The sequence below is a fragment of the Streptomyces sp. NPDC001108 genome (assembly GCF_053598535.1).
Window position 1 is genome coordinate 13794 of the sequence record NZ_JBSFKL010000021.1, and the last position, 12035, is coordinate 25828.

The following is a 12035-nucleotide window of genomic DNA, read 5'->3' on the forward strand; positions in this document are numbered from 1 at the left end:
ACGGCCACCTCACGGAAACGAACCACGGGAGAGACATGAGCGGCAAGGGCGCACCCGAACTGTCCGTACGCAACTGCGGCGACCTGCGCGTGGCGGTCGTCGCCGCGCAGTGGCACGAGAAGGTCATGGACGGGCTCGTCGACGGCGCGCTGCGGGCCCTGCACGACCTCGGGATCGACGAGCCGACCCTGCTGAGGGTGCCCGGCAGCTTCGAACTCCCGGTCGTCGCCAAGGTCCTCGCCGGCCGCGGCTACGACGCGGTCGTCGCCCTCGGGGTGATCATCCGCGGCGGCACCCCGCATTTCGAATACGTGTCCACCGGTGTCACCAACGGGCTGACCCAGGTCGCCGTCGACACCGGCGTCCCGGTCGGCTTCGGCGTCCTCACCTGCGACACCGAGGAACAGGCGCTCGACCGGGCCGGCCTGGAGGGCTCCCACGAGGACAAGGGCCACGAGGCGGTCACCGCGGCCGTCGCCACCGCCGCCACGCTGCGGACCGTCAGCGAGCCCTGGCGCTGAACACGGGCCGGGGACCCCGTACTCTAAGACCCATCATGGCGAACAAAACCTTCGAAGAGCTCTTCACCGAGCTCCAGCACAAGGCCGCCAACGGCGACCCGTCCACCTCCCGCACCGCCGAGCTCGTCCACAAGGGCGTCCATGCCATCGGCAAGAAGGTCGTCGAAGAGGCCGCCGAGGTCTGGATGGCCGCCGAGCACGAGGGCAAGGACGCCGCCGCCGAGGAGATCTCCCAGCTGCTGTACCACGTCCAGGTGATGATGGTCGCCCGGGGGATCTCGCTCGACGACGTCTACGCCCATCTCTGATCCCCACCCGCACCACCCCAGCACCGCGCACACCCGCACCCCAGCACCCACCCCCTCCTCGCAAAGGAATCCGACCTCATGCTGCGCATCGCCGTCCCCAACAAGGGTTCACTCTCCGGGCCTGCGATGGCGATGCTCCATGAGGCCGGGTACCAGCAGCGCAAGGAGTCGAAGGAACTCGTCCTCGTCGACCCGGAGAACGAGGTCGAGTTCTTCTACCTGCGCCCCCGCGACATCGCGATCTACGTCAGCTCCGGCCGCCTCGACATCGGCATCACCGGCCGCGACCTGCTGCTGGACTCCGGAGCGGACGCCGAGGAGATCCTCCAGCTCGGCTTCGCCCGCTCCACCTTCCGCTACGCCACCAAGCCCGGCACGGCGAGCGGCCCGCAGGACTTCGACGGCAAGACGATCGCCACCTCCTACGAGGGCATCGTCGCCAAGCACCTCGCCGACGCCGGGGTCCACGCCTCCGTCGTCCACCTCGACGGCGCGGTCGAGACCGCCATCGAGCTCGGGGTCGCCCAGGTCATCGCCGACGTCGTGGAGACCGGCACCAGCCTGCGCAACGCCGGACTCGAAGTCATCGGCGAACCGATCATGACGTCGGAGGCGGTCGTCATCCGCCGCACCGGCGCCCCCGGCGACGACCCCAAGGTGCAGCAGTTCCTCCGCCGCCTCCAGGGCGTCCTGGTCGCCCGCTCCTACGTGATGATGGACTACGACTGCCGCGTCGAGCACCTGGAGCGCGCCGTAGCCCTCACCCCCGGCCTGGAGTCGCCGACCATCTCGCCGCTGCACCACGAGGGCTGGGTCGCCGTCCGCTCCATGGTCGCCGCCCGGGAGGCCCAGCGGATCATGGACGACCTGTACGCCCTCGGCGCCCGCGCCATCCTCACCACCGCCATCCACGCCTGCCGCCTCTGACGGCACGGCAGGACACGGCACCCCGAAGCGAAGACCGAGAAGACAGAAGAACGACATGTCCGCCCCCGCAGCCCGGCCCGAACTCCCCGCCCTCCCCGTCACGTTCCGGCCGACCCGGACCCGGATCGTCCTGCTGACGGTGGGCGCGGCGATGTTCCTCGTCATCACCGCGGTCGCCCTGACCCTGGAGCAGCTGGGGCCGGGCGAGCGGGCCAGCTTCGTCTTCACGGCGCTGCTGTTCTTCGGGGTGCTCGCCCTGCTCAGCCGCCCCAAGGTCGTCGCGGACGAGGACGGGGTGACCGTGGTCAATCTCACCCGGACGCGCCGGCTGTCCTGGGCGGAGATCCTCCGGGTCAACCTGCGTGTCGGCGACCCCTGGGTCTTCCTCGACCTGAGCGACGGCACCAGCCTGCCCGCCCTCGGCATCCAGCCGGGCATCGCCAAGGAGCAGGCCATCAGGGACGCCCGGACGCTCCGGGTGCTCGCCGAGAACCACGGCACCGGAACGGATCTCGGCTGAGCCCCCTGCCCCGCACGGCCTGTTCTTGACTACTCTGGAGCACGGCGGTACCCCTGTGTACCCCCGCCCCGCACCGGAAGGTCCATGAACAACAGGACCGGCGGGGCCTTCCTGCGACCCAAGGAGTGACTCCTTCCAGCAATGGACGGATCGTCCGGTAGTACCTGCGCCGCCCCTTCCCCGGAGGCGGCGGCATGACCACCCCCCTGCTGCTCCTCGGAGCGGCGTTCCTTCTCATCCTCGCCAATGGATTCTTCGTGGCGGCCGAGTTCGGTCTCGTCACCGTGGAGCGGCCGGACGCCGAGCGCGCCGCGGCCGAGGGAGACCGGCGGGCCCGTACCGTCGTCGGCGCCCTGCGCGAACTCTCCTTCCAGCTCTCCGGCACCCAGCTCGGCATCACCATCACCTCACTGGTCGTCGGCATGCTCGCCGAACCGGCCCTCGCCCAGCTGCTGGAGGGTCCGCTCAACGCGATCGGCCTCCCCGACGGCCTGGTCTCCGGCGTCAGCGTGCTGATCGGGATGATGGCGGCCTCCGCCGTCCAGATGGTGATCGGCGAACTCGTGCCCAAGAACTGGGCGGTCTCCCGGCCGCTCCAGGTCGCCCGGTTCGTCGCCGGCCCCCAGCGCCGCTTCTCCGCCGCTTTCCGGCCGGTGATCAGCCTGCTGAACACCGTGGCCAACCGCCTCGTCCGGATGCTGGGCGTCGAGCCCACCGACGAGCTGGCCTCCGCCCGCACGCCCGGCGAGCTGGTGTCCCTGGCCCGGCACTCGGCCGAGGCCGGAACCCTCGAACAGGACACCGCCGACCTCTTCGTACGGACCCTGTCGCTCGCCGGGCTCACCGCCCAGCACGTCATGACCCCGCGCGTGAAGGTCAGCGCCCTGCAGTCCTCCGCGACCGCACAGGACGTCCTCAACCTCACCCGCGCCACCGGCCTCTCCCGCTTCCCCGTCTACCGGGAGCGGATCGACGAGGTCATCGGCATGATCCACCTCAAGGACGCGCTCGCCGTGCCCGCCCAGGACCGGCTGCGCACCCCGGCCGGCCGGATCGCCGTACCACCGCTGCTGGTGCCGGAGACCCTGCCCGTGGAACAGCTCCTCCAGCGGCTCCGCAACGAGCAGCCGATCGCCGTCGTGGTCGACGAGTACGGCGGCACCGCCGGGGTCGTCACCCTGGAGGACATCATCGAGGAACTGGTCGGCGAGGTCAGGGACGAGCACGACGCCGAGGGCGCCGACCGTCCCGAACTGGCCCCCGCCGCCCCCGAGGACGGCCGCCCGGCCTGGGAGGCCGACGGCAGTTGCCGGGTCCTCACCCTGCGCCGGATAGGCCTCGACGTCCCCGACGGACCGTACGAGACGGTGGCCGGGCTCGTCGCCGACCTGCTGGGACGCATCCCCGCCCCCGGCGACCGGGCCGAGCTTCCCGGCTGGCGGATCTCCGTCCGCCAGGTCGGCCACTACCGCGCCGAACGGGTCCGCTTCGTCCGCCTGGCCGAACAGCCCGGCCCCGACGCCCCCCGGACGCACCAGGTCCTGGAGGGCGCCCGATGAGCCTGGCCCAACTGCTCTTCGCCGCGCTCCTCGTGCTGGCGAACGGCTTCTTCGTCGGCGCCGAGTTCGCCCTGGTCTCGGTACGCCGCAGCCAGGTCGAGCCGCTCGCCGCGGCCGGGTCCGGCCGGGCCCGCCAGGTGCTGTACGGCCTGGAGAACCTCCCGCAGATGATGGCCGCCGCCCAGTTCGGCATCACCGTCTGCTCGCTGACCCTCGGCGCCGTCGCCGAACCGACCATCGCCCACCTCCTGGAGCCGGTCTTCGCGGCGGTCCACCTCCCCGAGGGGCTCGTCCACCCGCTCGGCTACGTCCTGGCGCTCGCCTTCGTGGTCTTCCTCCACCTCGTCATCGGCGAGATGGTCCCGAAGAACCTCGCGATGGCCGCGCCCGAGCGGACCGCGCTCTGGCTCAGCCCCGGCCTGGTCGGCTTCGCCCGGCTCTGCCGTCCGGTGACCGCCGCGCTGGGCGCCTGCGCCCGGCTGGTGCTCCGGCTCTTCGGCGTCGAGCCGAAGGACGAGGTGGAGGCCGTCATCACCAGCGAGCAGCTCAACCGGCTCGTCGAGGACTCCGGCCAGGCCGGACTCCTGGAACCGGAGGCGCAGGAACGGCTGGAGGACGCGCTGGAGCTGGGCAGCCGGCCGGTCACCGACGTACTGCTGCGCCGGGCCGCCCTCGTCACCGTCGACCCGTCCGTCACCCCGCGCCGGATCGAGGAGCTGACCGTACGCACCGGCTACTCGCGCTTCCCGGTCTGCGCGGAGGGCGGTGGTCCGTTCATGGGCTATCTGCACGTCAAGGACGTACTGGACCTGGAGGACGGCGAACGGGCCGTCCCCCAGCAGCTCTGGCGGCCGATGGTCACCGTACGGGCCGAGCTGCCGCTCGACGACGCGCTGACCGTGATGCGCCGGGCGGCCACCCATCTGGCGCAGGTCGCCGACGCCTCGGGCCGGATCCTCGGCCTGGTCGCGATGGAGGACGTCCTGGAGACGCTCGTCGGCGAGGTGCGCGACCCGGCCCACCGGATCGCGGTCCCGCGCCGGGCCGCCGAGCCCGCCGCCACGGTGGTCGGCTGAGGGGCCCCGTGCTGCCGGAGCGGACCCGGTTCCGCGGTCCCTCCGGCAGCCGGGAGCCTCACAGCGCGGGCGGCGGCTCCTGCTGCCCCCGGCCCACCGGCCCCCGCCCGGACAGCACCTCGCCGTAGGCCTGCATCAGGTCCGGAAGCCGCAGGGTCGCCAGGTCGTCCCGGCCCGGCAACGACGTGTACCCCGAGAGCCGCAGATCGCGGTAGGCACAGCTCTTCTCGTACAGCGTGCGCAGGAACCGGCCGTTGCCCAGCTCGTCGATCCAGCCCTGCTCGACGACATGACCGCTGATGGAGGCGAGCTCCTCCAGGGACTCCTCGTCCCACAGATCGCCGTTCTCCGCCGCGAGCACCTCGCCGATCGCGGTCAGCTCCGCCGGACGGTAGCTCGGGAAGTCGACCCGGGTGGTGAAGCGCGAGGAGAGCCCGGGGTTGGTGGCCAGCAGCCGGTCCATGCCCTCCGGATACCCGGCCAGGATCACCACCAGGTGGTCCCGGTTGTCCTCCGCCCGCTTGAGGAGGACCTGGAGGGCCTCGTCCCCGTACGCGTCCCCCTTGCTGTAGCCGCTGTTGGCGAGGCTGTACGCCTCGTCGACGAAGAGCACCCCGCCGAGCGCCGAGTCGATCAGCTCATTGGCCTTGACCGCGGTCTGGCCGAGGAACTCGCCGACCAGGTCCGCCCGCTGGGCCTCCACCAGATGGTCGCCGCCCAGCAGCCCCAGCGCGTAGAAGACCCGGCCCAGGATGCGGGCCACCGTCGTCTTGCCCGTACCGGACGGGCCGGAGAAGACGAAATGCCGCTTCGGCGGCTGCACCGGGAGCCCCTGCCCGGACCGCAGCCGCGCCATGTTCAGCTGCGCGGACAACGCCTTCACCTGGCGCTTCACCGGCTCCAGGCCCACCATCCGCTCCAGCTCCGCCAGCGCCTCGGCCAGCAGCACCGGATCGCTGGGCCCCGCCGGGAACGGCGCGGGCGGCTGACCGGGCACCGCCGACCGGTGCCGCGCCCCGCCGGACGGCGGAAGCATCCCGGCACCCGGGATCCCGGGCGGCTCGCCGTCCGGCCGCAGCTCCCGGCCGTCCAGCGGATCGGTGCCGGGCAGCGGCGGCTCCGGCTCCGGCTGCACCTCCGACACGGACCCGTCCGTACCGAGCCCGGCCAGCGACACGGCGGCCAGGCTCGCCGCGTCGTCGGAGCCCTCCAGCCCGTCGTAGTCCGCGATGGCGGCGAGCCGCGCGGCGGTGTCCATGAACGTCGGGTCGATGCGGTGCACCGCCCGGTACAGCGGCAGGGCGGCGGCGCTGCGGCCGGTGCCCTCATGGGCGCGGGCCAGCCAGTAGCGCAGCTCCTTGCGCTGCGGCTGCTCGCTGCGGCAGCGCATCAGGGCGGTGGCCAGCAGCGGCTCGGCCTGCCCGTACATCTCCAGCCGCACCCGTGCCATCCCGCCGAACAGCCCCGCCTCGATGCCGAGCAGCGGATCGTCCGTCAGCTGTTCGGTGTTGCGGACCAGCTGCTCCCAGTCCTTGACCAGGTACGAGCGGCAGGCGTGCAGAAAGCGGACCTGCGGGTCCGTGTCCACCGGGGGCAGGCCGGCGAGCGCCCGGTCCAGCTCGGGGACATGGCGGCCGTCCAGCCAGTGCGAGGCGTGCGCGAGCAGCAGATCGCGCCCGCTCTCCAGCACCGGCTGCACCCACCAGCCCAGCCAGTACCAGGAGTTGAGCGTGCGCCGGTGGCGGGTGCGCTGCTCGCCGAAGCGTTCGCGGTGGCGGTACATGCGCAGCAGCGCGGTCGTCGTGTCGACCCTCAGGGCGTGGAGGCCGAGCCAGCCGTCCGCCATGCCGGGGTCGAGCCGTACCGCCGCCCTGAACTCCTCCTCGGCCTGCGGATAGGCGCCCACGGTGTAGGCGTCCACGCCGCGCAGCCAGGCGAGGTCGGCCGGGGCCTGTGCGCCCTGCGTGCCGATGTCCATCTGGTCCCCCACAAACCGTGCCCCCAGGATGTCCCGCCGCACGATCCTGCCCACCGGGGAGCGTCGAATCACTTGGCCGCGAACGGGAATTGACCGCACCGAGAGGCATCGTACCTGCGCAGGGAGTATGCGACTAAGGGCTCCGCAGACGGAAGGAAGACTGTGACCCAGGGTGATCGGAACGCGCTCGAACCGGCGCGGGGGAGGGGTGCGAGGGCAGAACGAAGCCCCCGATCACGGGGGAACAACCGGGGGCTTCGCGTCTGTATGGGCTCCGAAAAGCCGCACATTGAGAACGTAAGACCTGTACCGTCCCCGGGTCAAGCCGAGTTGGGGTACTTCCGGGGCGATTTCCCCCTATTCACCGGGGTGCCGCACCGCGCTCACGCTCGGTGACGGAATGGTTCATTCCTGCTGCCGGGGCGGGGCCGTCCAGCAACGCGTATCCCACCGGCAACTGCCGCACCAGGGTGTCCGCGTACGGGCGCGAAGGATCGGCCGAGAAGTGCTCCGCCTCGGCCGCCGTCCACCCGTCCCAGAACTCCGTCAGCGCCGGCCCGTCCCGGCGCCGCCCGCGCGCCCAGGACTCCGCGGCGTCCATCTCCATCCACAGCAGCCGGGCCAGCCGGGGTCGCACCGCCCTTCGCCCGGCCCCGACCCCCTCGACCAGCACCACCGGGGCGGGCCGGAGCGTCCGCGCCGCGCCGAACCGCCGGGCGGTCCAGTCGTACGGCGCGTACCGCGCGCACGCGTCGCGCCCCAGCGGCTCCAGCACCTGCTCCCGCAGCCGCTCCGTCCAGGCGAAGCAGGCGTCGTGACTGGCCAGATCGTCCAGGTGAAGGACCGGGGCGTCGCCGAGGGCCGCGGCCAGGCGGGCGGCGAAGGTGCTCTTGCCGGAGCCCGCGTGGCCGTCCACGGCGATCAGCCGCACCGGTCCGCAGGACGGGGCCAGGGCGCGCAGCCGCGCGGCGAGCGGCGAGAGGTCGGTCATGCCCACCAGCCTACGAGCCGCCCCGGAGCATCCGCAGGTCACGTCAGTGGACCAGACCAATATTGGTTGGTCGGCACGAGTCGAATCCCTGGCCGGATCCGGTCGCGACCGGCGATAGTTGGCGCACTGCCGTGAACCTGTAGCCGCATTCCGCCGACGACCGGGGGTCTCGCCCATGAACCGACCGACCTCACGCAGAACCGTGCTGACCGCCGCGCTCGCGGTGGCGGCCACCGCAGGCGCGGTGTCCTCCGCCACGTCCGCCTCGGCCGCCGTTCCCGCCGCCCCGTCCGGGGCGGCCCCGACGACGGGTCCCACCGTGGACAACCACTCCTGGCACGGCTTCACCGACTGGCGGTCCGGCTCCGGCGCCGGGACGCGGCCGGTCGCGGGCCGCCGCCCCGGACTGGTGATCGGCCACGCCGAGGGCCGCACCGACTACACCGACCCGCACACGGGCACCACCGCCACCTGGGAGTACGCGAGCTGGACCTCGCCGCTCCACCGCTCCGCCGTCCCGGCGACCGAGGTCATCGCCTCCTGGAACGCGCACACCCCGGCGGGGACCTGGATCCAGATCGAGCTCCAGGGCCGCTACTCGGACGGGACCGCGACCCCCTGGTACGTGATGGGCCGCTGGGCCGCCGGTGACGGCGACATCCGGCGCACCTCCGTGGACGACCAGACCGACGGCCGCAGCTCGGTGTGGACCGACACGCTCTCGGTGGACGACGCGGCGAGCGGGCTGCGGCTGGCCGCGTACCGGCTGCGCCTCACCCTGTACCGCACCCCCGGGAGCCGCCTGACGCCCACGGTCTGGCGGGTCGGCGCGATGGCCTCCGACGTCCCGGACCGCTTCACCGTCCCGGCCAGCACCCCGGGCCTCGCCCGCGAGCTGATCGTGCCGCGCTACTCGCAGAACATCCACGCCGGCCAGTACCCCGAGTACGACAACGGCGGCGAGGCCTGGTGCAGCCCCACCTCCTCGCAGATGATCATCGAGTACTGGGGCCGCCGCCCGACCGCCGAGGACCTCTCCTGGGTCGAGCCGGGCCTCCCCGACCCGCAGGTCTGCCACGCCGCCCGCTTCACCTACGACTATCAGTACGAGGGCTGCGGCAACTGGCCGTTCAACGCCGCCTACGCCTCGACGTACGACGACATGAGCGCCGCCGTGACCCGGCTGGGCTCGCTCACCGACCTGGAGACCCTGATCCGGGCGGGCATCCCCGTCATAACGTCGCAGTCCTTCCTCAAGGAGGAACTGACCGGCGCGGGCTACGGAACCTCCGGCCACCTGATGACCGTCATCGGCTTCACCGAGGACGGCGACGTCATCGCCAACGACCCGGCCTCGCCGAGCGACGAGGCGGTGCGCCGGATCTACCGACGCCGCGAGTGGGAGAACATCTGGCTGCGCACCAAGCGCTACAACGCGAGCGGCAAGGTCGTGGGGGGTACGGGCGGGGTCTGTTACGTCTACTGGCCTGCCCGGCCGACTCCGGCGCAGCGCCGGGTGCTGGAGTCGTTCGGCCTGCTGTGAGCGTGTGCGGCGCTGCGGCCGTCTCCGCGACTTAGCGGCAGCGCTCCTGGCCGTCCTGCGTGAGCTGGCCGTACCGGTCCACTGTGAACTTGATCGACCGCCGCTTGCCAGCGCGGCACCACGACCTGCGCAGGAGATCGAGGTACGGCAATCCGCCGATCGCGTTTCGGACAGGAAGCCGCCCGCTTCAAGGGAGCGTGGACAGTTCGGCCGCGACGGCGGCGATGAGGGTCTGGCCGCCCCAGTGGGGAGGGAAGTTGGCCGGCCTGGGCGAATCCGGCCTGCTGCGCGGGGCCGCCCGGGCGGGGGAGGCGGAGACCAAGGTCTCCGCCTCCCTGTTGCGGCTCATGGTGTCGAAGACCGTCACTCAGGGGCGACAGGGCGAAGGAACCCAACCCACCAGCTGCCGCGTGGTGTTGAGCGGGGATGGCACACCTGACCGTTTCAGTTCGACGTCGGACAACGTCGTGATGGTCGGCGAGTTCGACAATCCCAGGGGCCGCGCCGCGCCGGGGGCACTGTTCAGGAGCGACGCAACTCCACTGCCTTGGAGTGCAGTTCCTGCATCATGGTGATGCTGTGGAGCATTTTCCGGAAGGCCGACGTGATCCTGCGTGCGGGGCGGCGCATGAGGCGGCTGGCGGCACCGAACATGTTGATCATGGCCGTGCCTTCCTGGACGGAAGCCGATTCGATCTCGGCGCCCCAGTCCATCAAGGCGATCTGTTCCAGCGCTTCCTCCGCATCCTCCGGCCATTCGGCGGGAGGAGTGGTGGCCAGCCAGTCCAGGAATACCTGGAAGGCGGTGTAGGAGGTGCGCATACGTTCGACGAAGCGGTCCGCCGCAGCCTCCAGTTCTTCGGTCGGTCCCTCGATGGCCTTGGCCAGACGGTTCACCACGGCCATCCTCTTGCTCGCCGGGGCCCCGGAGTGGTTGGCCTGGGTCATTTCCTCCCCAAGGAGCATCATGAGCTCCGTGAGGTCCGACATGGCCGCGTCCACGTCGGCCATGTCGTCGGCGAGTAGCTCCAGCTGGGTCTCGGCCTCCACGATCAGATCGAACATGCCCGGGAGGTTCTCGTCGGGGCCGTTTTCCACTTCGGTCGCGGAGCCCGTCTCGATCGGGCCGTCCGTCCGCAGCGGGTCCGCCGCCAGCGTGTCCAGCAGCTGCTTCCGGGCAGTGGCGGTGCCGCCCGGGTGGGACGGGAAGGCCAGGTGGAGCACTGTCCCGGGAGCGGGACGGCACTCGGCGTCCTGGGTGACGTGGACGGTGCGCCGGCCGAGCGCGTGGCGCGCGCCGAAGGCGAAGGCCAGCTCCGGGTCGGAACCGCCGAGGTCCGCGACGACGACGTCCGCCTCAGTGAGCAGGTGCAGCAGTTGGTCCAGGGGCAGGCCGGCCTCGGCGAGGCTGCCCGCCCTCAGCAGGGTGAGGCCGAGTTGTTCGCATACCGGGCGCACGATCTCCTCGTGGAGGACGGCGGACCGGTGCCGCGCCTCCGGGAGGCAGGGGGCGGCGGAGTAGGTGGTGGCAGCGGTCCCGTCGATGACGAGGCAGGTGGGCATGGTGGATTCCTCTCGGTGGTGGTCCGGCAGGGCGGGAAAGGGGTCAGTCGAAGAGCGTGAGTGCCACGCCGTCGGCGATCTCGTCAGCGAAGACGGGACGCTCCTCGATGCCCAGCGCGGCCAGCAGTTCCACGGTCCGCACCCGGTGGCGGCGGCCGACGGGCACAGTGGGACAGGGGAACTCGTCACGGGCGACCAACCGGTAGGCGGTGCCCATGCACATACCGAACGCCCGGGCCGCCGTGCGCAGGTCGACGCTCACCGGCAGGTCGAAGATCTCGCGGAAGGTGAGGGGGGTGTCGTGGCGGCCGCTCATCCCTTCCTCCCTACCCGGCGCAGGGAAAGGGTGGCGACCCGGCGGCCCCGGCCGGAGTGCCCGACACTCGTGGCCGTACCGGCCACGTCCCAGGCACTGGCGAGAGCGCCGATCCGTACGCCTTCGACACGGTGCGCGGGTACGGAGATCCGCAGACTCGCGGAGAGCCCCGACCGGCGCGGGGCCGGGTCGTAGTCCGCCCGCCAGACGTCGTCGCTGCCCGCGCTGGGGGAAGTACCAACCGCGCGTTCCACGTCCTCCACCGTGTTCTCGCGGTGCGTGTCGCGCCATACCTCCCAGGCGCGGGAACAGGCAGACCGCAGCACCGTCCTCCCGGGTTCAGGGTCCCGCGGGTCCAGCTTCGCCAGCTCTTCGAGGTAGCAGGTGACGAGCTCCGCCTCGACGTCCTCGCGGACGGCACGGCGGCACCAGGTGATCCGGGACGCGTTGCGGCGCAATCCCCGGAGCCCCAGCCACACCACCGCCTCCCGCCAGTCGGTCCCTCCGGTCCGGAAGCGCTCCGCGACCTGGTGCCACAGGGAAGCCCGTGCCAGGGAGCACGCCGTGCGGTCGTAGAGCAACGCACGGGCCCGGTTCAGGGAAAGGGGTACGCCCGCCGGTTCCGTGCCGTCGAACAAACGCAGCGGGGGCGTGGGGTCGTTGTCGGCCCACCGGCGTTCGATGGTGGTGAAGATGCCGGGGCGAGAGAAGAAAGTCATGGGTTGCCTCCTGT

The 12035-nt window shown here is 71.8% G+C and carries 13 protein-coding genes; 7 read left to right on the top strand and 6 right to left on the bottom strand.

Features of this window, described 5'->3' with window-relative positions:
* Positions 1-35: 35 nt before the first annotated feature.
* From ribH to ACWC97_RS30710, 6 genes are all read left to right on the top strand, one after another.
* On the top strand, positions 36-521 hold the full coding sequence (gene ribH, locus ACWC97_RS30685; RefSeq protein ID WP_352280086.1) for a 6,7-dimethyl-8-ribityllumazine synthase: 486 nt from the start codon (positions 36-38) through the stop codon (positions 519-521).
* A 35-nt stretch (positions 522-556) separates the two neighbouring features.
* Positions 557-829, top strand: a complete 273-nt coding sequence (locus tag ACWC97_RS30690; protein WP_352280087.1) for a phosphoribosyl-ATP diphosphatase — start codon at positions 557-559, stop codon at positions 827-829.
* A gap of 78 nt (positions 830-907) precedes the next feature.
* The gene (gene hisG / locus ACWC97_RS30695) at positions 908-1756 is read left to right on the top strand and encodes an ATP phosphoribosyltransferase (protein ID WP_352280088.1); all 849 of its coding nucleotides are present in this window, start codon (positions 908-910) and stop codon (positions 1754-1756) included.
* 55 nt (positions 1757-1811) lie between these two features.
* A complete protein-coding gene (locus ACWC97_RS30700) occupies positions 1812-2276 on the top strand; it encodes a PH domain-containing protein (protein WP_352280089.1) in 465 nt (154 codons plus the stop codon).
* A gap of 194 nt (positions 2277-2470) precedes the next feature.
* Entirely contained in the window at positions 2471-3835 is a 1365-nt protein-coding gene (locus tag ACWC97_RS30705; RefSeq protein ID WP_402403280.1) for a hemolysin family protein, read from the top strand.
* A complete protein-coding gene (locus ACWC97_RS30710; protein ID WP_352280091.1) occupies positions 3832-4911 on the top strand; it encodes a hemolysin family protein in 1080 nt (359 codons plus the stop codon). The genes ACWC97_RS30705 and ACWC97_RS30710 overlap by 4 nt, the downstream gene beginning before the upstream one ends.
* A 58-nt stretch (positions 4912-4969) precedes the next feature.
* Here the strand turns inward: ACWC97_RS30710 and ACWC97_RS30715 are convergent, their stop codons facing one another.
* Both ACWC97_RS30715 and ACWC97_RS30720 read right to left on the bottom strand, forming a co-directional pair.
* On the bottom strand, positions 4970-6889 hold the full coding sequence (locus ACWC97_RS30715; RefSeq protein ID WP_352280092.1) for an AAA family ATPase: 1920 nt from the start codon (positions 6887-6889) through the stop codon (positions 4970-4972).
* A 361-nt stretch (positions 6890-7250) separates the two neighbouring features.
* Positions 7251-7880 carry a uridine kinase family protein gene (locus tag ACWC97_RS30720; protein ID WP_450652857.1) on the bottom strand — a complete coding sequence of 210 codons (630 nt, stop codon included), beginning with the start codon at positions 7878-7880 and terminating at the stop codon, positions 7251-7253.
* 175 nt (positions 7881-8055) lie between these two features.
* On the opposite strand from ACWC97_RS30720, the gene ACWC97_RS30725 reads away from it, so the two are divergent.
* Entirely contained in the window at positions 8056-9423 is a 1368-nt protein-coding gene (locus ACWC97_RS30725) for a peptidase C39 family protein (protein WP_450652859.1), read from the top strand.
* 187 nt (positions 9424-9610) lie between these two features.
* On the opposite strand, the gene ACWC97_RS30730 is transcribed toward ACWC97_RS30725, so the two are convergent.
* From ACWC97_RS30730 to ACWC97_RS30745, 4 genes are all read right to left on the bottom strand, one after another.
* On the bottom strand, positions 9611-9772 hold the full coding sequence (locus ACWC97_RS30730) for a hypothetical protein (protein ID WP_450652861.1): 162 nt from the start codon (positions 9770-9772) through the stop codon (positions 9611-9613).
* A gap of 173 nt (positions 9773-9945) precedes the next feature.
* The gene (locus tag ACWC97_RS30735; protein WP_450652862.1) at positions 9946-10986 is read right to left on the bottom strand and encodes a hypothetical protein; all 1041 of its coding nucleotides are present in this window, start codon (positions 10984-10986) and stop codon (positions 9946-9948) included.
* 43 nt (positions 10987-11029) lie between these two features.
* On the bottom strand, positions 11030-11302 hold the full coding sequence (locus tag ACWC97_RS30740) for a DNA-binding protein (protein ID WP_360113630.1): 273 nt from the start codon (positions 11300-11302) through the stop codon (positions 11030-11032).
* Complete coding sequence (locus tag ACWC97_RS30745; protein WP_450652864.1) at positions 11299-12021, bottom strand: hypothetical protein; 723 nt, start codon at positions 12019-12021, stop codon at positions 11299-11301. The genes ACWC97_RS30740 and ACWC97_RS30745 overlap by 4 nt, the downstream gene beginning before the upstream one ends.
* Positions 12022-12035: the final 14 nt, after the last annotated feature.

Coding starts and splice junctions, on each gene's coding strand:
- ribH (WP_352280086.1), top strand. CDS start 36: ATGAGCGGCAAGGGCGCACCCGAACTGTCCGTACGCAACTGCGGCGAC.
- ACWC97_RS30690 (WP_352280087.1), top strand. CDS start 557: ATGGCGAACAAAACCTTCGAAGAGCTCTTCACCGAGCTCCAGCACAAG.
- hisG (WP_352280088.1), top strand. CDS start 908: ATGCTGCGCATCGCCGTCCCCAACAAGGGTTCACTCTCCGGGCCTGCG.
- ACWC97_RS30700 (WP_352280089.1), top strand. CDS start 1,812: ATGTCCGCCCCCGCAGCCCGGCCCGAACTCCCCGCCCTCCCCGTCACG.
- ACWC97_RS30705 (WP_402403280.1), top strand. CDS start 2,471: ATGACCACCCCCCTGCTGCTCCTCGGAGCGGCGTTCCTTCTCATCCTC.
- ACWC97_RS30710 (WP_352280091.1), top strand. CDS start 3,832: ATGAGCCTGGCCCAACTGCTCTTCGCCGCGCTCCTCGTGCTGGCGAAC.
- ACWC97_RS30715 (WP_352280092.1), bottom strand. CDS start 6,889: ATGGACATCGGCACGCAGGGCGCACAGGCCCCGGCCGACCTCGCCTGG.
- ACWC97_RS30720 (WP_450652857.1), bottom strand. CDS start 7,880: ATGACCGACCTCTCGCCGCTCGCCGCGCGGCTGCGCGCCCTGGCCCCG.
- ACWC97_RS30725 (WP_450652859.1), top strand. CDS start 8,056: ATGAACCGACCGACCTCACGCAGAACCGTGCTGACCGCCGCGCTCGCG.
- ACWC97_RS30730 (WP_450652861.1), bottom strand. CDS start 9,772: ATGAGCCGCAACAGGGAGGCGGAGACCTTGGTCTCCGCCTCCCCCGCC.
- ACWC97_RS30735 (WP_450652862.1), bottom strand. CDS start 10,986: ATGCCCACCTGCCTCGTCATCGACGGGACCGCTGCCACCACCTACTCC.
- ACWC97_RS30740 (WP_360113630.1), bottom strand. CDS start 11,302: ATGAGCGGCCGCCACGACACCCCCCTCACCTTCCGCGAGATCTTCGAC.
- ACWC97_RS30745 (WP_450652864.1), bottom strand. CDS start 12,021: ATGACTTTCTTCTCTCGCCCCGGCATCTTCACCACCATCGAACGCCGG.